We start from the raw sequence: 25,504 nt of genomic DNA on the forward strand, positions 1-25,504 counted from the left end.
CCATGCGTAAACTTTTCAAAAAAATATACAAAAATTCCCGTTCTCCTGAAGACGGGATTTTTTTTGATCAACTTTACGAAATTCTGGGTTTTAAACCTAACAATCTTACCTATTACAAAAAAGCTTTTACACATCGATCGACTAATAAAGTAGATGCTAAAGGCAACCCATTCAACTATGAACGCCTCGAATTTCTTGGCGATGCAATGTTAGGCAGTGTGATCGCCGCTCACCTTTACAACAAAGTCCCTACCGGAAATGAAGGTTATCTAACTAAAATGCGTTCTAAAATAGTAAGCAGGGAACACCTTAACGAACTGGGACGTGATTTTAAATTAATCGATTTTGTTGAAAGCAAAGTAAATCCTCAGTATTTCGGAGAAAACATTCACGGAAATATTTTTGAAGCTTTTATCGGCGCTATTTATCTCGATAAAGGATTCATTTATTGTGAAAAATTTATCCAAAAGAAAATTATTGAACCTTATGTAGACATTGCTCAATTAGAAGGCAAAATCATTAGCTATAAGAGTTTAATTATAGAATGGTGCCAAAAAGAGAAAAAAACGTTCCATTATGACGCTGTTGATGACACCACTAAAAATGAAGAGCAACGTTACTTTAGTGTTAAGTTACTAATCGATGATAAAGTAATGGGCAAAGCACGGGCTACTTCAAAGAAAAAAGCAGAAGAAAAAGCGTCCCAACGTGCTTTTTTTGCGCTACAGGAAAAAATACAAAAGAAATAACCGAGACTATATCGATTTCGTTTATAAAAAATCGTTAACTCTTACCAAAAGTAGCATTTTTGTACCTAATTAATAGTATATTTACGGAGCAAATTTGGACTAATGGCTATTCATAAAATTCAAATAAACGATTTTATTTCAACTGATTATGAATTAATCGCCATTCATTCTAATTTGGAAGATTACAGATTGGCTTATTTTATTAATCAGTTACTCAATATTAAACTTCAGAAAAATTCGAATGCAATTGAAGTAAGTGTTTTAGATAGCAAAAGCTCTTTTGAGCATTTTATCTTTGATGATGAAATACAGGATATCTGCTGGCATTTAGTTGAAAACAAAAGTGTACTGACAACCAAACAGCAAACTGCAAGTTTGTTTGATAACGTTGATGCCACTATTCATTTAGTACCTGAATTTAAAAAAGCCGATTACATCTTAAAAGTTGACAATACTGATTCTTTTTTTGACTCAGATATTGTTCTTAAACAATTAAGCCGGATTAAATTTATTACTATGGCTTATACCATAAACCAAGACAAACTAAAATCAAAAAATAATTTAATTTTTTAATTAAAAATGCCAACAACTAAAAAAACTAAAATTGTAGCAACATTAGGACCTGCCTGTAGTGAAAAACACATTTTAAAAGACATGATCGAAGCAGGTGTTAACGTTTTCAGAATTAACTTTTCACATGCTGATTATACAGATGTAAGGGAACGAATTGATATGATTCGTGAGCTAAATGATGAAATGGGACATACTACATCGATCCTGGCTGACTTACAGGGACCTAAACTTCGTGTAGGTGTAATGAAAGAAGATGTTGTTGTAAACAAAGGAGACAAAATCACCTTTACTACTGCAGAAGATATTTTAGGAACAGCAGAACGCGTTTACATGAACTATAAAACCTTTCCTAATGATGTAAACCCGGGCGAACGCATTTTACTTGATGACGGAAAGTTGATCTTTGAAGTCACTAAAACGGATAAAAAGACAGAAGTAGAAGCTGTTGTAATTCAAGGAGGACCTTTGAAATCTAAAAAAGGGGTTAACCTGCCTAATACTAAAGTTTCGCTACCGGCACTTACCGAAAAGGACATTCGCGATGCTATTTTTGCTATTGAATGTAATGTTGACTGGATTGCTCTTTCATTTGTAAGAACTCCGAAAGATTTAGAGGACTTACAAGACCTTATTGCTAAACACTCTGATCATAAGATTCCGATCGTAGCAAAAATCGAAAAGCCGGAAGCAGTTGAAAATATCGACAAAATCGTAGCTTTCTGCGACGGTTTAATGGTTGCCCGAGGGGATCTTGGTGTAGAAGTACCTGCTCAGGAAGTACCATTGATTCAGAAAAAACTGATAAACCGAGCTAAAACAGCCCGTATCCCTGTAATTGTAGCTACTCAGATGATGGAAACTATGATCACAAGTTTAACGCCTACAAGAGCTGAAGTCAATGATGTTGCCAATTCAGTTATGGATGGTGCTGATGCCGTTATGCTTTCGGGAGAAACCTCAGTAGGAAACTATCCGGTTCAGGTTATTGAAACGATGACAAAAATTATTGAGAGCGTTGAAGATTCGCCGTTGATCAAAGTACCTTTAAACCCACCTCATATCCGCACAAAGCGTTTCATTACAAAATCAATCTGTTATCATGCCGCTATTATGGCAGATGACATCAATGCTAAAGCAATTACAACATTAACGAATTCAGGTTATACGGCTTTCCAGATTTCTGCTTGGAGACCTAAATCCCATATTTTAGTTTTTACCTCTAACAAGCGTATTTTAACACAGTTAAACCTTTTATGGGGCGTAAGAGCTTATTATTATGATAAATTTGTCAGTACTGACGACACTATTGACGATCTGAATCATATTTGTAAAGAAAGAGGTTATCTAAATATTGGCGACATGGTAATTAATCTTGCTGCTATGCCAATCATGAAAAAAGGGATGGTAAATACCTTAAGAGTTTCTGAAATCGAATAAAAATCTCTTATAATTTTTTTGATTACTTAAAAAGCAGGCAAAAGCCTGCTTTTTATTTTTTTCTATTACCTCGTTTACTAAACTTAATGATTTTTATCGAGACAACAAGCAAGAAAAAAAGCATCCCCCATTCAGAAATATTAGAATTTTTTTCAAAACATCTAACATTGTTGTTGACTTTAAAAATAACTAAACAGGTTATACAATAAATATAAAGAGTTTTTGCAAATTCATTGAAGAAAGTAGCATTATTGCTTTATTAAACTATATTTTGTTGAAATTTTATTTTTTACAATTTTAAAAATCTATAAAAACAAAAAGTCCCGAAAGGATTTCGGGACTAGATGTTCTTGATAAGAAATAAAATTACTGCTATTAACCGTAACAAATATAGGTGCTATATTTGTTAAATTGGATACAGAAAAAATGTATATTTTGTTAAAGTTTTAATCCTTAAAATTAAACTGCAACTGAATAGAGATACTTTTTTGTTTAGGTTCAATGTCTTTTGAAAACTGATTGTTCAGATTGTGAAGAGAGATTCCCAGAAGCCGTACAGAATTTTTCAGTCGCTCCTGATACAATAGCTCTTTTGCCACATCAATGATTAAATTCTTATCGGATATAAAATAAGGTAATGTCTTACTTCTGGTTTGTAGTGAAAAATCAGAGTATTTCAATTTTAGCGTGATCGTTTTACCGGCTATTTTACTGCGTTGCAAACGTTTTTCCAATTCATCGGCGATGTTTATAATCTTATCTTCCAGGAAAATTTCAGATGAGAGATTCTCAAAGAATGTGCGCTCTGCTCCTACCGATTTAATCGTGCGATTCGGTTTTACGGCACTGTGGTGTATTCCTCTTGAGATCTGATAATAATAAGTTCCGCTGTTACTAAAGTGTTTTTCCAGAAACTCCCGGCTTTTTTGTTTTAGATCCAGTCCGGTAAATATTCCTAACTGATACATTTTTTCTGCTGTAACTTTACCGATCCCATAGAACTTTTTAATATCTAATTGTTCCAGAAAGGCTTCCACTTCTTCAGGATTAACTGTTTTTTGCCCGTCTGGTTTATTGTAGTCAGACGCCACTTTTGCGACAAATTTATTAATTGAAATCCCTGCCGAAGCGGTCAAACCTGTTTCTGTAAGGATTCTTTTTCTTATCTCCTGAGCAATTAATGTGGCACTGGGCATCCCTTTTTTATTAACTGTGACATCTAAATAAGCTTCATCTAATGACAAGGGTTCTACCAGATCAGTATACTCTAGGAATATCTTCCGGATTTTTTTAGATATTTCTTTATAACGGTCAAATCTGGGTCTTACAAAAATAAGTTCCGGACATAATCTTTTGGCATGAATACTGCTCATTGCACTGCGCACACCGAATTTTCTTGCCTCATAACTAGCTGCACTTACTACTCCTCGCTGTTCGCTTCCTCCGACAGCGATCGGTAAGCCTTTTAATTCAGGATTATCCATTTGTTCTACAGAGGCATAAAAGGCATCCATATCAATGTGGATTATTTTTCGATTGGCAAACAAATTGGAATCCATAACAAAAATGATTTCTATTTAGCTTCGGCATCATTTATCTTTGCCGGAAAGAAAAAACGCAATGGTTTTTTTCTGAAATATCTCCAAACTGCTCTGCTGATCGATCTCAATTCCTGAAACGGTATGTTTCTGGATTTAAAGGCCAATGCTAATGACAAACCGAAGCTCGCTATAAAGTTAATAAATCCGATCAGAACCAATCCTACGGATCCCCATGCGATCTGTGAAATGGTCAATTGATACTGCGAACCATACATCGCTAATGCAAAATTCCCCGCGGAAAATGTAACGTGACGGATATCCAGATTAAGCCCTATAAAAGCACCTATAGAGGCTGTTGTTCCCATGAATACTCCAAACCAGAAATTAGATATTATTCCGGCCCATTTCCTTTCATACCATTCTGAAATTCTTTTCGCCATACCCTTTCCAAAGTTCCGTTTCAACCAAGGATGTTCCTGGATACGGTAATATACCTGAAAATGCTTATCTCTGTTTGATACACTTCCGGATATGATCCCGGAAAGAAAAAGAAATATCCCGGCAATAGCGGCATGTAGAACAGCAGGGGATTTCACCGGGCTTAAATGATTTATGAGTCTTAGCCATTTTTGCTCTGCGATATTATAACTAAAAGCGGTATCTATCAGCCAAATCCCTAACCATGCAATTGGGAAGGCCATGATAATATTGCCTAAAAAGGCAATAAATTGTGAGCGAAAGATATGCGAAAATAAAACTGCAAATTCATGATGTTTTTCTTCCGGAAGGGTTTTCTTTTTTTTCATGCCCTCCTGAATGGCTCTAACAAGTGCCGAAGCGGTCATTGCGGGTTGTTTTGTAGCCAATGTAAATCCCATTAAATAAATCGCTATAAATCCGAAAGCATAATTCATACTATAGAGTACTGCATGACCGAAATCGCTCACCGGAAGTTTAGAGAACAATACTTTAATAATACAAAGTATTCCCACGATAAAACCTCCTCCTAAAGCCGCTTTAAACATTTTAAAATATTCTTTGCGGGTTTCTGTAATATATTTTTCTCCGGTTTTGGCCGTATGCTGTGTAATTTCATAGGAAAGCACCTGAACGCTGTCGCTTACTAAAGTTTCAATATTATTTTTCTGGGAATTGTGTCTGATAAGCAGCAGAACTAATTGAATGGTCTTAGGTGTCTTGTCTTCTTCGTTATCAATGACCAGAAAAGGCATTAGTTCTCCCAAGCGTTTTAATTGCTGTCGAATGCGCAGCAGGTTTTGGTTTACCCGTAAAGATATCCCGTATTTTGAGGCATTATGAAATGCTTTGTCTACAAAATCATTACACTGCCGGAACATAATGTTCAACTGCTTGTAAATAATATCTTCAGAGCTAACATAACAGGGTGTATTCTCTTCTTTCAGAATATCTTCTAAAAGATATAGTTCTTTTTCAAAACCGGAAAAAGGACTTCTATGTTCATGATATTCCGGAACCATTTGTACCACATCTGTTTCTAGTGCTTTACCACTGGAACGTTGCAATAACAGATTCATCGATTGTATTACTTCAGCCAAAAACAAATCCGGTTGATTCTCTTCGTAAATATTGGTGAATTCTAACAGATAAAAAAGTTCCGTTAGCTGGATCATTGGAATTTTTTCCAGCCATTCCGGATCTGAAGCGTCATAAAATACCTGATTCAGAACAAATTCTAAAGTATTCTTAGGTGCCTGATAAGGTATTATCTTTGCAAAAATGCGTTTTCTTACCTCATAGAAGAAATCGGTTTCCTGTAAAATCCCGGCATCTGAAAAAATGGTATTAATTCGTTTATAAACTAAGATTTCTTTTAAAAAAGCTATAAAATTTTGGCGTTCTACCTCATTCTCCTTAAAAAAATCAATTATAGGATCGATATTGAAGAACTTCAGGTTTGTTGTTTTCTTAGGGCGAATGGTATCTATCAGGCCTGCTAAAATCTCTACTTTATTCTCTGTATCTTTCCAGACGTGTAATTCATTAAAATAAGATTTCGTTAGGCTTTCAAAGGTGTCGTTGGTATTTCTTCTAAAAATTTTCATAGGTAAAAATCTCCCGTAAATATAGCAAATACTGGTATTTTTTAATACTTTCGTGACATAAAAAAGAAGAAACTTTGAAAGAGATTGAACGTAAATTTTTGGTCAAATCAGACGATTTCGTCAAAGAAAGTACTTGTATAAACCGAATTGTTCAAGGGTACTTAAACTCTGCTCCCGAACGCACGGTTAGGGTTCGCATCAAATCGAACAAAGGGTACATTACGGTTAAGGGAAAAAGTAGTGCAAACGGAATCAGCCGGTTTGAATGGGAAAAGGAAATTGATGTTCATGAGGCTGACGCTTTATTAGTACTTTGTGAGGAAGGAATGATCGATAAAACCCGTTATGAGGTAATGGTCGGGATTCATGTTTTTGAAGTAGATGTTTTTGAAGGAGAAAACAAAGGCTTGGTTTTAGCTGAATTGGAATTAAAATCAGAAGACGAGGAGTTTGAAAAACCGGAATGGTTAGGTGAAGAAGTTACACAGGATCCCCGCTATTACAACTCTTATTTAAGCCAACATCCTTACGCCACTTGGTAAAAAATAAAATTAAGAGAATAAAAACAAATCCAGATAGTCTACTTTCACAATGCCTTTAAGTTTCTGGATCACAAAATATTCCAGTGCCATTTTATTGGAATATTCTTCAAAGAATTTTAATTGCCACAATCGCTCTGCGATATCATCAAAGTTTACTTGGTAAAACAGCTCCAGTAATATCTCAGTATCGATCTTACCTTCCTCCTGAGCTTGTTTAAGCAATGGTAATACAATGTGATCTCTGAAATATGCTTTATAGAGATCGTAATCCTCAAATGACTCTTTGTGATACTTTTTTAAAGAGAAAACAAACACAGGTCTTATTGAACTAATATGCTCTATTGCTTTTTGATAGATCAGAATAATTTTTCTGATCGGATCTTTCACTTCAATTTTATCTAACTCTTCAAGAAATCTTTCCCACAAAAATTGGGTACAGTCACGAACGAGTTCTTCCTTATTTTTAAAGCAGGAATAGATCGTCTTTTTGGAAACACCAAACTCAGAAGAGATATCATCCATAGTAACATTTTTACTTCCGTATTTCAGGAAATAATCCAATGTTCGCTGAATCAACTCGTGTTTCTTTGTTTCCATATCTAATAAAAAAGCTGTCTGAAATCATTTTACCTCCTAAGAAATAATCAACCCTTTCTCTCAGAAAACCAAATATTCAGTAAAATGGATTTTCAGACAGCATTATTTTTTAATTTGCTCCGCCACCCAGTGCTTTGTATAAGCTGATCACAGCATTCAACTGTTGGTACTTATTATCAATATAATTTATCTCAGTACTTAACGCATTATCTTTAGCCGTTAATACTTCTAAATAGTTTACCATACCATATTGAAGCAATTCATCTGAATAATTTGCGGCTGCCTTTAATGCATCTAATTGCTTTTTTCGAGACACCAGCTTATTTGTTTCATTTGTATAGCTTGCTAAAGCATCTGACACTTCTTTTCCGGCGGTTAAAAGCGATTTTTCGAACTGTAAATAAGCTACTTGTTGATTTGCTTTAGCAACTTCATATTGTGTTCTTATTTTTCTTTGGTTGAAGATCGGTTGTGTTAAACCTGTTACAATATTTGCAAATAATGATTTCGCACTAAACCATTCTTTCAACTCTAAACTTTGAAAACCTCCCGTAGCTGTTACTGTTAATGAAGGATAGAAATTACTACGAGCCACATTGGTTTGTTCAAAAGTATTTCTGAAATTTAATTCGGCTGAAACTACATCAGGACGATTGCTCAACAACATTGCCGGCACTCCTGTTTTGATATCAACCGTTATATTCTGTTCATTAAAATTACCCTTTTCAACAGAACCCGGTTTTTTGTTTAACAACACATTAAATGAGTTTTCCAGTACTCTCAGATTGTACTTTAAATCACTAAGCGTTACTTCGGTAGCATATTGTTGCGCTTCCGTTTGCTTAACTCCTACTTCATTAACATTTCCGGCATCTTTCAGAGCATGGATGACTTCAACACTTTTTTTACGATTCTCTAACGTTTGTGTTACCACTTTGATTTGCTCTTCTGTTGCCAACATCTGGTAATATAAAGAGGCTATTTGGGCAACTAGTTCTGACTGAACTGTTCTTTTAGCGGCTTCTGTTTGAAGATAAGCCGCTAAAGCACCTCTCTTTGTACTTCTGATCTTACCCCAAATATCTGCTTCCCAACTTAACACGCCCGATAGTTCATACTGATCGATACTGCTGAAAAGTCGCCCAAACTGACTATTTGAGGATGTTTCCTGATGTGTCCAAGTTGCATTACCAGTCAAAGAAGGTATGTAGCCTGCTTTTCCCTGCTTTAACACTGCTTCCGCTGAAGCCATGTTTTGCAAAGCAATCTGAAGATCTAAATTATTTTGGATCCCTTCGTTGATGTACTCTTGCAATTTAACATCCGTAAAAAGCTCTTTCCAAGATAGGGTTCCTATGGAAGTGCTGTCTAAGACTTCTTCTGTTCTATATAAATTAGTTGTATCTACTTCGGGTTTTTTATAATTTTTGGCAACAAAACACGATTGCATTGTCAACCCTACAACTATTAAAAGAATGATTTTTTTCATTTTATGACTATTTTACCCGTTATGTGGTATCTTTTTCTCTTTACGGCTAATTTTTTCCTTTCAGTTTTCCCATAAATGCTCTGAAAGTCGGTGCAAATTCTTCAAACCTGTCTGATTCTTTAGTTTGCTCTGTCAGGTTGAAAATATCATCGTGATTATCAAATTCCAATGACTTTCCCCGTCTTTCAATTCTATTTCATATCACTGAATTTTATATTTATTACTCTTTTTGGCCGCCCTTATTTATGCATTTTTTGAACTTACTTTTTCCTGTAAACTTTGGAATACAACAAACAGCACCGGAATAATCAAAACACCAAAAATAGTTCCTATCAACATCCCTCCGATTGCTCCTGTACCGATCGACTGATTTCCGACGGCTCCGGCTCCTTGTGCCAACATCAACGGAACTAACCCCAGAATAAAGGCAAATGAGGTCATCAAAATCGGACGAAGACGCGCTACAGCACCCTGAACGGCTGCTTGGGAAATACTCATTCCCTTTCTTCTCGCATCAGCAGCAAATTCTACAATCAAAATGGCGTTTTTCGCTAACAGACCGATCAGCATGATCAATGTAATTTGCAGGTAAATATTATTGCTCACATTAAACAAATAAGCAAAGATAAAGGCTCCTGCCAAACCAACCGGCAAGGATAGCAATACTGCAAACGGCAACATATAACTTTCATACTGTGCAGATAACAAGAAATAAACAAAGATCAAACACAATAAGAAAATAAAGACTGTTTGACCACCGGCATTGATCTCTTCACGAGTCATTCCGGAATATTCATAACCATATCCTATCGGTAAAGTTTGCTGAGCTACTTCTTCAATAGCGTTAATAGCATCTCCTGAACTGAATCCGTCAGCAGGCGCTCCATTAATATTTACGGAAGTAAATAAGTTAAAACGATTGATTACCTGTGGTCCGAATACTTTTTTCAGATCAATAAACTGTGATATCGGTGCCATAACGCCACTAGCCGTACGAACCATTACTTTGTTCAACGATTCCGGATCACTTCTGTATTCCGGTTCGGCCTGATACATTACACGGTATTGTTTTCCAAACTTATTAAAATTAGAGGCATAAACCCCACCGTAATATCCTTGCATAGTACCCAACACATCCGATACTGTTAAACCTGATTTCTTAATTGCCGGAACATTCAAATCAATTTGATATTGCGGATAGTTAGGCGAGAATGAAGTCGTTGCATACTTAATCTCAGGACGACTGTTCAATGCTCCCAAAAACTTATCTTTAATGGTATTCAGTTCCTGAATAGTTCCTCCTTTTTGATCCTGTAACTGAAATTCAAATCCACTACTGAAACCGAAACCGGTTAAAGTAGGGCGGGCAAAGAAAATTACTCTAGCATCTTTGATCGTAGCTGTTCTTTTAAACAATTCGCCCACAACTGCATTAATTTCCTGATTCACTTCTTTACGTTCGGCCCATGGCTTTAAGTTTACGATGATCATTCCGTAATTACTTCCCGTACCACTGATCAAACTTCGCCCTGAAATACGCAAAACTCTTTCAATTTCAGGAATGTCTTTTACGGCATTTTCAATTTGTAACAGTACAGCTTCCGTACGCTCTAAAGAAGTACTTGGCGGCAATGACACGTCAGACATAATTGTTCCGGTATCTTCATTCGGCACGAAAGACTTTGGTGTAATATTCATTAAGAAAACGAAGATTCCTGCAAAAACAATGATGCCGAAGAATGCTAACCATTTACGATTCAAGAAAAACTCAACTGATCTTTTGTATTTACTGGTTGTAGAATCAAAAGCAACATTAAATGCTGTGTAAAAACGTTTCAAAAGTCCTTTCTTACTGTTTTCATGTTCATCATGCGGTTTTAAGAAAATAGCACACAATGCAGGTGATAAAGTAAGTGCATTAATCGCTGATAAAACAATCGAAACGGCTAATGTTAAACCAAACTGCTTATAAAATACTCCGGCTGATCCACTAATAAACGAAACAGGGATAAATACGGCCGACATTACTAAGGTAATGGAAATAATAGCCCCACTGATCTCATCCATTGCACTGTGAGCTGCCTTTTTAGGATTGTGCTCGCCGGCTTCCATTTTAGCATGGACCGCTTCTACTACCACAATAGCATCATCCACAACAATACCTACTGCCAACACTAATGCAAACAAGGTTAACATGTTTATCGTAAATCCGAATAAGTTCAGGAAGAAAAATGTACCTACAATAGCTACCGGTACTGAAATTGCCGGAATCAATGTAGATCTCCAGTCCTGTAAGAATACAAATACCACGATAAACACTAATATAAAGGCTTCAATTAAGGTATGAAGTACTTTTGAAATGGATTCTTCCAGGAAATCATTTGCGTTAACCAAAGATGCGTATTCAACTCCTTTAGGGAAACTTACTTCTGATTGTTCTAAAACTTTCAAACAACCTTCAATAACTTCCTGTGCATTTGAACCGGCAGTCTGTGCAATAGCTACTGCCACTGCCTGATGTCCGTTGATCAAAGTATTACTTGCATAATTTTGAGCCCCTAGTTCCACACGGGCAATATCTCCTAAACGTAAAACTTCTCCATTCTCTGTTGACTTCACTACTATTTGCTCAAACTCTTTGATACTTTGTAAACGTCCTTTATATTTTAGAGTATATTGAAAAGATTGGTCACTATCCTCACCGAATTGTCCTGGAGCCGCTTCAATATTCTGTTCCGACAATAAATTCATTACATCAGCCGGAACCAAACTATGTGAAGCCATTACATCCGGTTTTAACCAAATACGCATCGAATAATCTTTCTGTCCGAAAACCATAGCCTCACCAACACCTGTTACCCTTTTTAATTTAGGGATAATATTGATATTAGCATAGTTTTGGAGAAATGTCATATCATAAGTTTCATTGGCACTATACAAACCAAAGATCAAAATGTTATCACTTTGACGCTTAGCTGTTGTAACACCTGCCCGGGTAACTTCCTGTGGTAATAACGGAGTGGCTCTTGACACGCGATTCTGAACGTTTACCGCAGCCATATCCGGATTTGTACCCAGCTTAAAATAAATATTAATCGTTGCCGAACCGTCATTACTTGAAGTAGAAGTCATATAGGTCATATCTTCTACCCCGTTGATTTGCTCTTCTAACGGAATAACTACCGAGTTCATCACTACTTCGGCACTGGCTCCCTGATAACTAGCCGATACCGTAACTGTTGGCGGTGCAATTTCCGGATATTGAGATACCGGAAGAGTGATAAGCCCCAGGATTCCCAAAATCACGATGATAATAGAAATCACCGTTGACAACACGGGTCTGTCAATAAATTTTCTTAACATAAAATAATATTTTCAAATATTGATTAGTCGATTATTTTGCAGTCGGATTTAATATGTCGTTCAATGGAACTACTTCCGGTTTAATAGGTGTCCCTTCTGTAATTAGTCCTACTCCTTCGATAAGAACTTTATCGTTTACATTTAAGCCTTTGTCTACTACAAAGAATTTTCCTCCGGGAACCGGACGCACTTCAACCGGTACCATTTTCACTTTGTTTTCCTTATCAACTACTAAAGCAATTGTTTTATCTTGCATTTCCATAGTAGCGCTTTGAGGAATAAGAATTACATCTTTTAAATCTGTCGGAATTGTTACAGTTCCTGTTCCTCCTGAACGTAATATCTTTTCCGGATTAGGAAAACCAGCTCTCACATTAAACGAACCTGTTTCCGGGTTAGCTAAACCACTAAAAGTTTCTACTTTTCCTTTTTGACTGTATTCTATCCCATTACTTAAGATCAGGCTTACAGCCGGCATTTTAGCAATTTTATCCTGAAATGTTTTTCCTTCGGAATTCATTACCATATCCAGTTGCTGCTTTTCACTTACTGAGAAATAAGCATATACTTTAGTGATATCAGAAACACGGGTTAGCGGTTGATCTGTCTGACTGTTTACATACGTTCCTAATCGATACGGGATTGTACCTACAACTCCGTTAACCGGACTTGTTATAGTAGCATATCCGATATTTGCAATTACACTTTGATAAGTGCTTTTTGCGCTTGCAAGATTTGCTTTAGCTGTTTCTAATTGTACTTTACTAATGATGTTTCTTTCCACTAACGGAACTAAACGATCCACTTCAACCTGAGCAGCATCTACTTTTGCTTTTGCTGCTGCTGCGTCTTGGGATACAGATTGGGTTTCTAATTTAAAAAGAACTTGTCCTTTTTTTACTTCCTGTCCTTCATCAACAAAGATTTTTTGAATATAACCGTCAACCTTTGGACGGATGTCAATATCCATGACCCCTTCAAGGGTAGCCGGATATTCTGCCTGCAATGTTGTATTGGTCTTAGCAATTTGTACAACTTTATAAGGCATTACTGGTTTCGCTTGTTGCTGTTGTTCTTTTTTACACGAAACAAAAAGAACACTAACAAACACTACGGCTGAAACAAACTTCTTTTTCATAAAATTCAACTATAAAATAAATGGGTTATTTGGTTTCTAATTCTTCTATTTTCTTGATGGAATCCTGAAGCAGCACTTCAAAATTATTGACGTATTCACGATAGATCTCCAGACTTTTCTCTTCCATAACCGTCAAAGGTTTTCTTTTGTACTTTTCTTCGTAACTACTGATTCTTTTTATTATATTTTGTTCTGACTTTATAAAAACCAGATGGTTTTTAATTCTATCGGCTAGGCTGGCAGGTTTAAAAAACTTTTTACGATCTCCGCAAATTGTATAATAGATGATTTTTTCTAGTTTAAGTAGCAGATTAATGTTTGTTGAGACCGAACTTTTACTTGCCCCTGTAATACACACCAAATCTTCAAAACTCAGGTCTTTTTCTCTGGAGTTCAGAATTAAAGTAGCCAAGATTCTGGCTGCTAAAGGTGGCAACATGTGAAACTTTTCAAAATGTACCCCAAACATTTCTATTAATTCTTCTTTTTCCTTTTCTGCATTATTATCCATAATTACAATTTTGACGCAAAAATAATTAATAGTTCGGTTAGTTCGGTTGCAACCGAACTTAAAGTTTTGTTAAATTTACTTAAAGAAAAAAGTCAGGCAAAATACCTGACTTACTCTATGATCTCTAGGTTTACAATTAAGAAACCTGCTCTTTTACTATCTGCTATTTCACTAAAGGCTTTTTTGGTGAGGTCTATTTCCCTACCCGAAACAAACGGTCCTCTGTCATTAATTACCACGATCACTGATTTATCGGTATCGGGATTAATCACTTTAACTTTTGTCCCGAATTTCAGTGTTCTATGTGCTGCAGTATATAATTTATTATCAAATAGTTGTCCGCTTGCTGTCTTTCTGCCATTGAATTTATCATGATAATAAGACGCATGGACATTTGTTTTGTAGAATTTATTTCTTTTTAGTGAATCCTGTTGTACTGAATCACGCTTTATTTTATTAGAATCATCTGTTTCAGACGCTTTGAATCCCAAACTCAAGGATAAGCCCCCTACTAACAGGAGAGCTATCAGGGAAAACCTAAAAAATCTATTATTCCATGAAAACAGATGCATACTATTTTAGCCTAACCAGTTTGACCAAGGAATTCTGGATAGAATCAACAAGAACCCAATAGAATAAAACAGGGCTATTTTTTTAAACTTCCCGTTGTTGCTTTCTTCTCTTTTGTGCTTAGACCAACCGATTGTAACGAATGCTATAGCAATAACATTAATTAGCGGATGTTCTAAAGATGTAAGTCGCAAAGCAGAGTTTGACATTTGTCCGAATGCGGATAATCCTAACGGAGAGATAAAATAAACAACAATTCCCAATACTAATTGTAAATGGGTAACAATAAGTGCAAATAAGGACAAACGCAGATCCTTATCTTTAAAAAGTCTCTTACTTGCCAAACCTGCAATGGCGTTTATACTAGCTAAAAACAATAGTGCTAATACTACATAAGCAAAAATAGAATGGGCAGTTTGAACGGCTGTATACATACTGATTAGTTTTATTTGTGTTTTTACAAAGATATAAAATTTAAAAAGCCCTTTAACAAAATTGCTAAAGGGCTTTTTTATAATTAAAACTAAACAGTCATTAGAAATTGTAACGGATTGAGAAATTCCATGTTCTTCCTAAACCGAAATATCCTGCATTTGAAACATTAATTCCATTCCAAGTTTCATCTCCGGCTTGAACTTTGTTTGCTGTAGTTAATTCAGATAAATAAACTTCATTGAAAACGTTATTCATATTGAATCTGAAACCAACAGAGTTCTTTTTATCTTTCCCTACTAACATTTTATATGAAATACCTGCATCTACTAAATCATAAGACGGTAACTCTATATTTTCTTTTCTTGCAGAAACATTTGCATACAATTTATCGTAATTTCTCCAGTCAGCGTCAATTGAGAAACGTTCAAAGATTTCATATTTAGCACCTAACCCCCAAGTTGTTTGAGCAGCATCACCTACTTTACCTCCTTCAATATCAACTTTTGATTCATCTAATACATCTAAGCCTTCATTATATTTTCTTTGAACAGCATTTCCTCTGTACTCCCAGTTTCCAACTGATGCAAAACCTTTAACACTTAATGTTTTTATTGGTTTTAATGTGAAATCTACCTCAGCCCCTGTATGCAACTGCTCATCGTTTTGACTGGTTGTATAGATCAAATCGCCTGTTGATACCGGTGTGGTTCCAATTGTTCCATCTGCCGTTAATACAGTAGAAGTTGTAGTTACACGATCTTTCCAAGATGTTCTGTAAACATTTAAGTTAGCGGTAAAAATTGATGAAGTAAATGTATATCCTGCTTCTAACCCTAATATTTTTTCGTTTTCTGTTAAAGGATTAACTGCATTTGTATAGTTCAAATAGATATTATCATGATACGGTTGACGAGAATAATATCCTGCATTAACAAAAACTGTGTGTTGCCCTGTAATATTATAAGCTACACCACCTTTAGTATTGAAACCAAAGTTGTCTACTTTCTTAGCATCTTTATATTCCGGCAAATAATCATAACGGTCAAATCTTTGGTGCATTTGTTCAGATACTGATCCTTGGAAAAAGGCTGATACCTTTTCTGTAGCATACTCTACTTGTCCGAACACTCCTCCGTAAGAAATTCTCTCACTATAATCGTAATCAATTCTTTGGCTTTCCCCTACAGTATTAAACATTGCTTCCCAAGGTTTAGCAATACCGTAATCTGTAACTGTATTTGAAACAATAGTACCGGTAGGTAAATCATTCTGTCCTTTTAAGTTTCTACTTTCGGTCCATGAATTTAAGCCTAAGAAATTTGCAACTTGTCTATAGTGTGTACCATAATAGGTTCTTAAGTCCATCCCTGCATTAAAAGAAAGGTTTTCATTAATTTTCTTTTTCAAATTAGTAACCATTCCGTACCACGCATGGTTGTTCATTGAAGCTCTGATAAGATAGTTTCCGTTTGAATACGATCCTTCTCCGTTTGCTGTAGCTAGGTTATTAGCATACATTGTGTCAAAATCAACTAAACCATCAGCTGTTCTTAATCTGGTTCCGTAATTACCGGTTCCACCACCTCTACCCCAAGAAGCATATAATACAGTTGATAACTGTGTTGTTTCATTAATATTGAAATCCCAGTTTAAATTAGCTACCGGTTTGTGGTAAAAGTTTGTTCTTTCAGATAAATACTGACCATTTAAGTATCCGTAGTTATTATTGTATTTTCTACCGTATTGCAAATATGTACTAATTGATTTAGTAAAATTCTGATCATGGTATTGTGGTGCACCTGTCAATAAGAAATTGAAATTGTGTTTATCACTTGGCTTATATCCTAAAGAAATAAAATAATTTTGTCCTTCCCCTCTGGTTCCCATATTGTAACCGTCACCTTGCCAGTGAGACATCATTACGCTGAATCCCCAACCTTTTTTAGACATTCCTGTGTTGTACCCTACAGTTGATTTGAAATAATCACTATTTGCTACACCCATTGAAGCAAAACCACCTTGTTTCTTTTCGGTCGCTTTAGTAACAAAGTTTACTGTACCCCCAACAGATGAAATAGCTAATTTTGAAGATCCTAAACCTCTTTGAATCTGGATTACATTAGCAATATCAGACATACCTGACCAGTTAGACCAGTACATTTTACCGTCTTCCATACCGTTGATCGGTTGACCATTCAATAAGAAAGCTGTATTGTCTTGTTGAAATCCACGAACAGTCATTCTTGAATCACCATAACCGCCTGATTGTCCTGCTACATATACCGAAGGTGTATTCACTAATGCCTGCGTTACGTCTGCAGTACCGATCTTAGCTTGAATTTCAGCTGCTTTAATTGTTGAAACGGCAATAGGTGTCTTTCTATCTTTAGCTAAGTCAATTACTCCACTACCTACTACTACAACTCCTTCTAATTGATTTTCATCAGGAGTTAAAGTAACGTTTCCTAAGTTAACTGTGTTTCCTGAAACTGTAAAAGAAATAACTTTAGACTCAAAACCTAAATAAGACACTACAATCTGTCCTGATTTTTCTGAAGTTGTAAATTCAAACTTACCATCAAAATCGGTAGTTGCACCATCTGTAGTTCCTTTAACTACAACATTAGCTCCTGCTAAAGGCTCGTTCAAATCGGCATCAACAATTACTCCGGTAACTGTTGCCTGAGAAAAAACCGTTAAGGAAGTCAAAAAGACAAATCCAAAAAGTAATTTTTTTGCAAAATCTCTCATTTCTTGTGTTTTATGTTTTTTTTGCAAATTTCAAACAACAGATTTTAACTAAGGTTAAGAAATTGTTAACAATAAAACACTTATAATAATCTTTCTAAAAACGAACTTTTTAACGTTTTTTTTAACAGATCACCGATAAAAATTCAAGCTTTTTTTAAAGTTCTTATTTATTCCGATAGAAAATTGCGTAACAAGAACTCCGTTGACGGATCATGTGCATTAATTTTTTCTTGATTTATCTCTTCTAAAATTGAATTTGCCAATTGTTTACCCAGTTCAACTCCCCATTGATCATAACTAAAAATATTCCAAATTACTCCTTGAACAAAGATCTTATGTTCGTATAGAGCAATTAATGACCCTAAGGTTTCCGGTGTTAAGGAATCAATTAAAATCGTATTGGTCGGTTTATTCCCGTCAAATACTTTAAAAGGCAATAAATAATCCGCAAAATCTCCGGTAATTTCCTGCTTTTCAAACTCTGCTTTCACTTGTTTCTCAGTTTTACCCATCAACAAAGCTTCTGTTTGTGCAAAAAAATTGGACATCAATTTGTTGTGATGATCTGCATCTCCGTAAAGCGATTTTTTAAAACCGATAAAATCAGTCGGAATCAGTTTCGTACCTTGATGGATCAATTGAAAGAAAGCATGTTGAGAATTAGTTCCCGGTTCGCCCCAAATGATAGTTCCGGTCTGATAATTTACCGGATTTCCATCTCTTCCGATGCTTTTTCCGTTACTTTCCATAATCCCCTGTTGAAGATAGGGTGCTAATTTTTGTAAATATTGGGTGTAAGGAATCAAAGCTTCCGTTTCAGCTCCGAAGAAATTATTATACCAAACGCTTAATAAGGCTAAAACTACCGGTATATTTTGTGAAAACTCAGCCGTTTTAAAATGAGTGTCCATTTTATTAGCTCCTTTTAACAGTGCATCAAAATTATCATATCCTACACCTAAAGCTATGGATAGTCCCACCGCACTCCAAAGCGAAAATCTTCCTCCGACCCAGTCCCACATCGGAAAAATATTATCTTCAGCAATACCAAAATCTGTTACTTTTTGAATATTGGTCGAAACGGCTACGAAATGTTTGGCGACATCTTCTTGTTTGGCAGATTGCAAGAACCAACTTCTTATTGTCTCAGCATTAGACAATGTTTCCTGAGTCGTGAATGTTTTAGAAACAATAACAAAAAGAGTTGTTTCCGGATTGACTTTCTTTAAAACTTCCTGAACATGATCACCATCAACATTAGATACAAAATGAACATTTAAGTGATTTTTATAATATTGTAAAGCTTCAACCACCATAGCCGGTCCTAAATCAGATCCGCCTATCCCAATATTCACTATATCCGTAAATGCTTTACCCGTAAAACCTTTTATACCTCCCGTTATCACTTTGTCGGAAAAAGTTTTAATTTTCTCTTTAACTGCAAAAACTTCCGGCATTACATTTACGCCATCAACTAAAACAACATCTTCTTTATTAGCTCGTAAAGCTGTATGAAGAACAGCTCTTTTTTCGGTCCGGTTAATTTTTTCACCTCCGAAATAGCTTTCAACAGCCTCTTTTAAACCTACTTCATTTGCCAAATCTAAAAGCAATGCCAATGTTTTTTCATTGATCTTATTTTTAGAATAATCCACTAAAAACTTTTCCCATTTGATATGGAATTTTTCGGCACGTTTTGAATCTTCCTGAAACATTTCCTGCATAGAAACATTATACATTTCAGTAAAATGTTCTCTGATGTTTTGCCATGCAACCGTACCTGACGGATTAATAGATTGTAAGCTCATTATTCTTTAAATTTAACTTTTAAAATACTGTCTAATTCTTTTCTGAACGGTTTAATATATTCTATATATTTCAACCTGTCTTTTTCTGCCATAGGTTCTGCACTTGGCAATTGTACTTTAAAAGGATCTACCTGTACTCCGTTTTTCCAAAAACGGTAACATACATGTGGTCCTGTTGCTAAACCTGTACTTCCTACTTTCCCGATGACTTGTCCTTGTGCAACGTACTCTCCTTTTTTGACTAAAATTTTAGACATGTGAAGGTACTGTGTGGAATAGGTTGCATTGTGTCTTATCTTTACAAAATTACCGTTCCCGGAAGTATAGCCTGCTCTCGACACCACTCCGGCTGCTGTTGCCTTAATCGGTGTACCATGCGGAGCAGCATAATCCGTTCCGTTGTGAGCTTTCCATCTTTTTTGTACCGGATGGAAGCGTTTCCCTGAAAATTTTGAGGATATCCTATAATAATCTAAAGGCGCTTTTAAAAACATACTTTTTAATGCCTTTCCCTCTTCATCATAATAACTATATTCTCTTTGTCCCGGCTTTAATTTATATGGAAAAGCATAAAAATCCCTTCCTCTGTGCTGAAAGTACGTTGATTCAATATGGTCAATTCCTGCATAGATAGAATCTTCTATAAAATTCTCATAAAGTGTTACGGCAAACTTATCTCCTTTCTGAATTTTAAAGAAGTCAATGGAATAAGCATATACACTGGCCAGCTTGGGCGCTAAAGAAGCGCTTACTCCTTCTCTATCTAATGTTTCAGACAATGAGCCTTCTATCTCTGCTGCAATTGTTCTTTTTTTAATAGAAAGCGGTCTTTTCTTATTAAGAACTGCAACAGAATCTCTTAGATCAATTACAGTATAGTGTATCTTATCTTTTACATATATAAAAGCTTTCAGGTCGTTTTGCTTTTGCTTATCAAAAAGTAAAACATAAGGCTTACCGGCTTTCATTCCTCGTAAATTAAAGGAATCTCTGATCTTTTCAGTCAGTTGATGTACATTCATACTATCCGGAAGGACATAATTCTGTAGTAAGGTACCGAACGTATCACCGCTTTTAATTGTATCGTTTACAACATGAAAATCATTATATACAAATCCGTATCTTTTAATTACAGGTTCTGCATTTTCAATTTTCTCTTCTTGTTTTTCTTCTTTCTTATTTTTAGTATCACATGCTATTACAGCAGTAAGTAACAGCAATAGAGATGTTAGGTATTTCAATTTAAACTCTTTTTCACATTAAACATTTTCGCCCCACTTATCCAATTCTTCTTTGGTCCACAGCTCCGGAAAGAAAATTCTTTTTTGGTATTTCGGCAGCATGTATTTTTTCCAATCACTTCCTCCGGTTGCTTCTCCGTTCCCTTGCGAACTTTCAATGTACTTCACCGCAGTCCGAAAATGCCCCATTACCCAAGTAATATTAACCGTTTTATCATAATGCCTCATTGCTTCTACCAAATCTTCATTCTGCTGATCTTCAAGAGGAAGTTGTTTAAACTTTCGCCAAACATTGATTGTATTATATTCCTCCATAAAATCAAGAAATTCTTTTTTATAGCGTTTCTCAAATTGTTGAATCAGATAAGACTTCTCTCCTGTTTTATAATCCTTCCCGGCTGCCTGCCAATACAAATGTTCAAAAGCATGCTCATACGGTGTATTTCTGTCAATTGTTGCTCTGAAGCGGGCATCTATAAGATTAATAAGATCTGTAGATGCAAATTCAATCAAACGATATTGCGCACTCTGGAATCCGCTTGCCGGTGTTAATGTATTCCTGAACTTCAGGTATTGATCCACTTCCATTCCGTCTGTCATAATATCAAAAGAGGTCGTTAACATGTCGAAATAACGACTGATACGACCTAATTTCTCAGTAAAATATGCTGTAGACGGAAGTTCTGTATGACACAATTGATCTATTTCCCACAAGATCATTTTAAACAACAGTTCATTGATCTGGTGGTACATAATAAATACCATTTCATCGGGCAACGTTGTTCTTTGTGTTTGTAAATTTAAAAGTGCATCTGTTTGTATATAATCCCAATATGTTATGGGTTTTGACCATAACAATCCTTCCAAATGCGTTTCCGTATTTTGATTGATTGCCTTAAATTTTTTTTCTAAAGCCTCTATCTTATCCTGATAAAGCGATTCTGTATTCATGAATTAATTTTCAACTTTAATTTTAAAAGAATTTTTTAGTCCTTTAAAAGCTTCTAAATCTGCCTTTAAGGATCCTACTGCCAAACTGGCTTTTATACGTATCGGAATTCTATTTTCATCATTTGATATCCAAACCGTTAAGCTTTCTTCTTCCTTAAAAACGCGACCCGCTTGTACATAAGGTCTGAAGACTTTACATGGAACCGTTCCAAATTTAGTTTTTAAATCTTCATTACCAATATATTTTAACTTAAACTTAAACGTTTCGTCGTCAAAAAACATATCAATAACAATTGATTCTCCGACTTTTAGATTATCGAGCTGCGGATGATTTCTTAAGAAATAAAATGAGGAAACAATATCCTGAACATTGTCAGGCACAGAAAACGTTTTTTCGGTATCTTTTTTATAATCTTTTACCAGAACGGTATTTCTATTCTGATTGAAGTACCCTATCTGGTTTTTAGTATAGCCGCCTTCGTCTATCTTTCTTATAAACTGATACGGCTTTCCGGTTTCCTTATCAAAATAACTTTGGTAGTCGTCTTCTACTTTAAAGAAAAGTTTCGCCATCCCTACAGTCCAACCTTTCCCTACTACATGATGTACTTTTTTATTGCTTCTGGTTGCTTCTTTGATTTCAAGAGTAGCATAACCGGCATTAATCATTCCATAATGTATCCGCAACTTGAACCATTCTCCCGTTTGAAATGCTTCTTCATTTTGTACAAAAGAATTTGTCGTAACAAAAATTAAAAGTAAAAGGGCTATTTTTTTCATTTGTCAGCTTTTTAGTGAGTGTCTAAATTATAACAATCACATAACCTACTCATTACCAATATGTAACTTTTCTGTTGTGATTAAACACACTTGAAATGCAATTTCTGTTCCAAAAATACTAAAACAAAAAAACCCAGTCAAAATTAATGACTGAGTTTTTTATGCTATTAACCAACCAAAAACTATAAATTATGAAAAATTATCTGCAAAAAAACGAACATATTGTTCCTTTTTTTGCGAGTGCAAAGGTAATTACTTTTTAAATTTTTCTTGATGAAAAATAAACTTTAACCTTTTTAACACATTATTTTCAATACTTTAGGTTTAAAAATTGATTACTTTATAATAAAAATCAGTTTTTATAATGTACCTCTCAAAGCCTGTTCTCTTTCAATAGACTCAAAAAGTGCTTTAAAGTTTCCTGCTCCAAAGCCTCTTGCTCCCATTCTTTGTATAATTTCAAAGAAAAGTGTAGGTCTGTCTTCAACAGGCTTTGTAAAAATCTGTAACAAATATCCTTCTTCATCGGCATCAATCATAATCCCTAAGCTTTTTAACGTTTCTATATCTTCTCTCAATTCATGAGAGTGCTCTTCCAAACGCCCCGGAACTGCTTTGTAATATTCTTCCGGCGGAGTTGTTAAAAATTCCACACCTCTTGAACGCAATGCTGATACTGTTTCAATAATATTATCTGTTGCTACGGCAATATGCTGTACTCCTGCCCCTTCATAAAAGTCAAGATATTCTTCAATCTGTGATCTTTTAATTCCTTCTGCCGGTTCGTTAATCGGGAATTTAACACGTCCGTTACCATTGCTCATTACTTTACTCATCAAGGCAGAGTATTCAGTATGGATCTGAGTATCATCAAAAGATAAGAAATTTTCAAAGCCCATTACATCTTCATACCATTTTACCCAGGTGTTCATTTCGCCCCAACCTACATTTCCTACCATGTGATCTATGTATTTTAAACCTACCGGCTCCGGATTATATTGTGTTTTCCATTCTACAAAGCCCGGCATAAAAGTACCGTTGTAATTTTTGCGCTCTACAAACATATGAACAGTCTCTCCATAAGTATAAATACCTGCTCTTACAACCTCCCCGAATTCATCTTTTTCAACAGTAGGCTCCATAAATACTTTTGCCCCTCTTTTTGTTGTTTCTTCAAAAGCAGAACGCGCATCTTCCACCCAAAGAGCCACTACCTTAACACCATCACCGTGTTTTACAATATGTTCATTGATAGGCGATTTACTATTTAGCGGTGTTGTCAACACCAATCTGATCTTATTTTGTACCAAAACATAGCTCACCTCATCTCTTGATCCTGTTTCTAATCCTTTATATGCTAAAGATTGGAAGCCGAAAGCTGATTTATAAAAATGAGCGGCTTGTTTTGCATTTCCTACATAAAATTCAACGTAATCAGTTCCTAAAAGCGGAAGGAAATCTTGTGCTCCTTCAAATATTTTTTCCAGTCCGTATTCTACGGATTTTACTTCTTTTGCCATGATAATCTATAGTTTGTGTGTTATTTTAGGTCAATGACCTTATGTGTTTATTTAATAGTTTTTGTTTTCCAACGAAAATTAGTCCAACCAAGATTGGTAATACTTCTCATCTGCTATTTTCATAGCATCTTCCGTAACCATTAAAGGTTTAAAAGTATCTACCATAACTGCTAACTCCAATGTTTCTTTTTTCCCGATACTTCTTTCGACTGCTCCGGGATGCGGACCATGTGGAATCCCTGCCGGATGCAGTGAAATATGTCCGGCTTCAATATCGTTACGGCTCATAAAATCACCATCAACATAATATAGTACTTCATCACTATCAATATTGCTGTGATTGTAAGGCGCCGGAATAGATTGCGGATGGTAATCGTACAAACGCGGAACGAATGAACATATTACAAAAGCGTCTGTTTCAAAAGTTTGATGGATTGGCGGCGGAAGATGAATTCTTCCCGTAATCGGTTCAAAATCATGAATTGAAAAAGCATACGGATAATTGTAACCGTCATACCCCACTACATCAAAGGGATGTGTAGCATAGACCATATCAAAGATCTCATCTCTTTTCTTGATTTTGATAAGAAAATCTCCTTTTTCGTCATTGGTTTCTAATTCTTCGGGGCGACGTATATCGCGCTCGCAAAACGGAGAATGTTCTAAAAGTTGCCCGAACCAGTTACGGTATCTTTTAGGAGTATAAACCGGACGATGAGACTCTACTATAAACAGACGATTATCTTCTGTATCAAAATCTATTTTATAGATCATCCCTCTCGGAATAACTAAATAATCACCATATTTAAAATCCAGATTTCCTAACATGGTTCTCAGCTTTCCGGTTCCTTTATGAATAAAGATGACCTCGTCTGAATCCGTATTCTTATAGAAATAATCTGTAGTAGATTTTTTAGGCGCTGCCAAAACAATATGACAGTCAGAATTTGTCAACACAATCTTCCGGCTCTCCAGAAAATCATCTTGTGGTTCCACCTGAAACCCTCTCAAGCGATACGATTGAATATTATTAGATTTTGCGATTTTTGGCGCAACATCATATTGCCCTTTTATCTCTTTTACCTGTGTAGGGCGGTGTTCATGGTACATATTGGTTGACATTCCGTCAAATCCAATAGTACCGAAAAGTTGTTCGTAATACAAATCACCATTTTCTTTTCTAAACTGAACATGGCGTTTGTGTGGAATTTTTCCTAGTTTGTGATATATCGGCATCTCTTCAATTTTTTAAATTAAACAATGTAGTATGTAGCAATTTTCATTGTTACACTGAATAATTGACAAATTGAATTTCTCACTCAGGATTTCTCTTGATGAGGAATTTTAAATGAGATAATAAATTTTTCCAATACAAATTCATGATATCACAAATATAGGGAAATATTTTTGAACATTTCTAAAAA

21 protein-coding genes are annotated in these 25,504 nt (G+C 35.4%); 4 read left to right on the forward strand and 17 right to left on the reverse strand.

The features are described 5' to 3' along the window. Positions 1-2: 2 nt before the first annotated feature. The 3 genes from rnc to pyk all read left to right on the forward strand — a co-directional run bounded on the left by rnc (position 3) and on the right by pyk (position 2,759). Positions 3-749 carry a ribonuclease III gene (rnc, locus tag NHF50_RS06070; protein WP_245896542.1) on the forward strand — a complete coding sequence of 249 codons (747 nt, stop codon included), beginning with the start codon at positions 3-5 and terminating at the stop codon, positions 747-749. Between the two features lie 102 nt (positions 750-851). Then, positions 852-1,322, forward strand: coding sequence for an IPExxxVDY family protein (locus NHF50_RS06075; RefSeq protein WP_109568844.1), 471 nt, complete (start codon positions 852-854; stop codon positions 1,320-1,322). Between the two features lie 6 nt (positions 1,323-1,328). Beyond that, complete coding sequence (gene pyk / locus NHF50_RS06080; protein WP_109568845.1) at positions 1,329-2,759, forward strand: pyruvate kinase; 1,431 nt, start codon at positions 1,329-1,331, stop codon at positions 2,757-2,759. 446 nt (positions 2,760-3,205) lie between these two features. Here pyk and dinB read toward each other — a convergent pair whose 3' ends face one another. Continuing rightward, positions 3,206-4,318, reverse strand: coding sequence for a DNA polymerase IV (gene dinB, locus NHF50_RS06085; protein WP_252775381.1), 1,113 nt, complete (start codon positions 4,316-4,318; stop codon positions 3,206-3,208). 14 nt (positions 4,319-4,332) lie between these two features. Then, on the reverse strand, positions 4,333-6,384 hold the full coding sequence (locus tag NHF50_RS06090; RefSeq protein WP_252775382.1) for a site-specific recombinase: 2,052 nt from the start codon (positions 6,382-6,384) through the stop codon (positions 4,333-4,335). 74 nt (positions 6,385-6,458) lie between these two features. On the opposite strand from NHF50_RS06090, the gene NHF50_RS06095 reads away from it, so the two are divergent. Further along, positions 6,459-6,926, forward strand: coding sequence for a CYTH domain-containing protein (locus tag NHF50_RS06095; RefSeq protein ID WP_109568867.1), 468 nt, complete (start codon positions 6,459-6,461; stop codon positions 6,924-6,926). Between the two features lie 9 nt (positions 6,927-6,935). Here the strand turns inward: NHF50_RS06095 and NHF50_RS06100 are convergent, their stop codons facing one another. From NHF50_RS06100 to NHF50_RS06170, 15 genes are all read right to left on the reverse strand, one after another. Next, positions 6,936-7,523 carry a TetR/AcrR family transcriptional regulator gene (locus NHF50_RS06100; protein ID WP_252775383.1) on the reverse strand — a complete coding sequence of 196 codons (588 nt, stop codon included), beginning with the start codon at positions 7,521-7,523 and terminating at the stop codon, positions 6,936-6,938. 109 nt (positions 7,524-7,632) lie between these two features. Beyond that, positions 7,633-9,012 (reverse strand): efflux transporter outer membrane subunit, encoded by a 1,380-nt coding sequence (locus NHF50_RS06105; protein WP_252775384.1) that lies wholly within the window; start codon positions 9,010-9,012, stop codon positions 7,633-7,635. 46 nt (positions 9,013-9,058) lie between these two features. After that, positions 9,059-9,181, reverse strand: a complete 123-nt coding sequence (locus NHF50_RS06110) for a DUF3861 domain-containing protein (RefSeq protein WP_252775385.1) — start codon at positions 9,179-9,181, stop codon at positions 9,059-9,061. Positions 9,182-9,255: 74 nt separating this feature from the next. Beyond that, positions 9,256-12,375 (reverse strand): efflux RND transporter permease subunit, encoded by a 3,120-nt coding sequence (locus NHF50_RS06115; RefSeq protein ID WP_109568870.1) that lies wholly within the window; start codon positions 12,373-12,375, stop codon positions 9,256-9,258. A 31-nt stretch (positions 12,376-12,406) separates the two neighbouring features. Further along, positions 12,407-13,513, reverse strand: coding sequence for an efflux RND transporter periplasmic adaptor subunit (locus NHF50_RS06120; protein ID WP_252775386.1), 1,107 nt, complete (start codon positions 13,511-13,513; stop codon positions 12,407-12,409). 25 nt (positions 13,514-13,538) lie between these two features. Then, entirely contained in the window at positions 13,539-14,024 is a 486-nt protein-coding gene (locus NHF50_RS06125; RefSeq protein ID WP_109568872.1) for a GbsR/MarR family transcriptional regulator, read from the reverse strand. A gap of 110 nt (positions 14,025-14,134) precedes the next feature. Beyond that, on the reverse strand, positions 14,135-14,515 hold the full coding sequence (locus NHF50_RS06130; RefSeq protein WP_374672837.1) for a septal ring lytic transglycosylase RlpA family protein: 381 nt from the start codon (positions 14,513-14,515) through the stop codon (positions 14,135-14,137). A gap of 87 nt (positions 14,516-14,602) precedes the next feature. Continuing rightward, a complete protein-coding gene (locus NHF50_RS06135) occupies positions 14,603-15,028 on the reverse strand; it encodes a hypothetical protein (protein ID WP_109568874.1) in 426 nt (141 codons plus the stop codon). Positions 15,029-15,128: 100 nt separating this feature from the next. After that, the gene (locus NHF50_RS06140; RefSeq protein ID WP_252775388.1) at positions 15,129-17,780 is read right to left on the reverse strand and encodes a TonB-dependent receptor; all 2,652 of its coding nucleotides are present in this window, start codon (positions 17,778-17,780) and stop codon (positions 15,129-15,131) included. 167 nt (positions 17,781-17,947) lie between these two features. Next, positions 17,948-19,588: a glucose-6-phosphate isomerase gene (gene pgi, locus NHF50_RS06145; protein ID WP_252775389.1), complete on the reverse strand. Its 1,641-nt coding sequence runs from the start codon at positions 19,586-19,588 to the stop codon at positions 17,948-17,950. Next, complete coding sequence (locus NHF50_RS06150; RefSeq protein ID WP_109568876.1) at positions 19,588-20,829, reverse strand: peptidoglycan DD-metalloendopeptidase family protein; 1,242 nt, start codon at positions 20,827-20,829, stop codon at positions 19,588-19,590. The genes pgi and NHF50_RS06150 overlap by 1 nt, the downstream gene beginning before the upstream one ends. An 18-nt stretch (positions 20,830-20,847) precedes the next feature. Further along, on the reverse strand, positions 20,848-21,780 hold the full coding sequence (locus tag NHF50_RS06155) for a tryptophan 2,3-dioxygenase family protein (protein WP_252775390.1): 933 nt from the start codon (positions 21,778-21,780) through the stop codon (positions 20,848-20,850). 3 nt (positions 21,781-21,783) lie between these two features. Next, positions 21,784-22,560 carry a DUF3108 domain-containing protein gene (locus NHF50_RS06160; RefSeq protein ID WP_109568877.1) on the reverse strand — a complete coding sequence of 259 codons (777 nt, stop codon included), beginning with the start codon at positions 22,558-22,560 and terminating at the stop codon, positions 21,784-21,786. 359 nt (positions 22,561-22,919) lie between these two features. Further along, a complete protein-coding gene (gene hppD / locus NHF50_RS06165; RefSeq protein ID WP_252775391.1) occupies positions 22,920-24,080 on the reverse strand; it encodes a 4-hydroxyphenylpyruvate dioxygenase in 1,161 nt (386 codons plus the stop codon). A gap of 78 nt (positions 24,081-24,158) precedes the next feature. After that, positions 24,159-25,316, reverse strand: a complete 1,158-nt coding sequence (locus tag NHF50_RS06170) for a homogentisate 1,2-dioxygenase (RefSeq protein WP_109568879.1) — start codon at positions 25,314-25,316, stop codon at positions 24,159-24,161. Positions 25,317-25,504: the final 188 nt, after the last annotated feature.

The organism is Flavobacterium sp. NRK F10 (assembly GCF_024054235.1).
Taxonomy (GTDB): domain Bacteria; phylum Bacteroidota; class Bacteroidia; order Flavobacteriales; family Flavobacteriaceae; genus Flavobacterium; species Flavobacterium sediminis.

Excerpts from the sequence above, each read along its gene's own strand:
- NHF50_RS06105 (WP_252775384.1), bottom strand. The coding sequence starts at position 9,012 with ATGAAAAAAATCATTCTTTTAATAGTTGTAGGGTTGACAATGCAATCG.
- NHF50_RS06125 (WP_109568872.1), bottom strand. The coding sequence starts at position 14,024 with ATGGATAATAATGCAGAAAAGGAAAAAGAAGAATTAATAGAAATGTTT.
- NHF50_RS06090 (WP_252775382.1), bottom strand. The coding sequence starts at position 6,384 with ATGAAAATTTTTAGAAGAAATACCAACGACACCTTTGAAAGCCTAACG.
- NHF50_RS06170 (WP_109568879.1), bottom strand. The coding sequence starts at position 25,316 with ATGCCGATATATCACAAACTAGGAAAAATTCCACACAAACGCCATGTT.
- hppD (WP_252775391.1), bottom strand. The coding sequence starts at position 24,080 with ATGGCAAAAGAAGTAAAATCCGTAGAATACGGACTGGAAAAAATATTT.
- NHF50_RS06135 (WP_109568874.1), bottom strand. The coding sequence starts at position 15,028 with ATGTATACAGCCGTTCAAACTGCCCATTCTATTTTTGCTTATGTAGTA.
- NHF50_RS06155 (WP_252775390.1), bottom strand. The coding sequence starts at position 21,780 with ATGAATACAGAATCGCTTTATCAGGATAAGATAGAGGCTTTAGAAAAA.
- dinB (WP_252775381.1), bottom strand. The coding sequence starts at position 4,318 with ATGGATTCCAATTTGTTTGCCAATCGAAAAATAATCCACATTGATATG.
- NHF50_RS06075 (WP_109568844.1), top strand. The coding sequence starts at position 852 with ATGGCTATTCATAAAATTCAAATAAACGATTTTATTTCAACTGATTAT.
- pgi (WP_252775389.1), bottom strand. The coding sequence starts at position 19,588 with ATGAGCTTACAATCTATTAATCCGTCAGGTACGGTTGCATGGCAAAAC.
- NHF50_RS06120 (WP_252775386.1), bottom strand. The coding sequence starts at position 13,513 with ATGAAAAAGAAGTTTGTTTCAGCCGTAGTGTTTGTTAGTGTTCTTTTT.
- NHF50_RS06160 (WP_109568877.1), bottom strand. The coding sequence starts at position 22,560 with ATGAAAAAAATAGCCCTTTTACTTTTAATTTTTGTTACGACAAATTCT.
- NHF50_RS06100 (WP_252775383.1), bottom strand. The coding sequence starts at position 7,523 with ATGGAAACAAAGAAACACGAGTTGATTCAGCGAACATTGGATTATTTC.
- NHF50_RS06115 (WP_109568870.1), bottom strand. The coding sequence starts at position 12,375 with ATGTTAAGAAAATTTATTGACAGACCCGTGTTGTCAACGGTGATTTCT.
- rnc (WP_245896542.1), top strand. The coding sequence starts at position 3 with ATGCGTAAACTTTTCAAAAAAATATACAAAAATTCCCGTTCTCCTGAA.
- pyk (WP_109568845.1), top strand. The coding sequence starts at position 1,329 with ATGCCAACAACTAAAAAAACTAAAATTGTAGCAACATTAGGACCTGCC.
- NHF50_RS06140 (WP_252775388.1), bottom strand. The coding sequence starts at position 17,780 with ATGAGAGATTTTGCAAAAAAATTACTTTTTGGATTTGTCTTTTTGACT.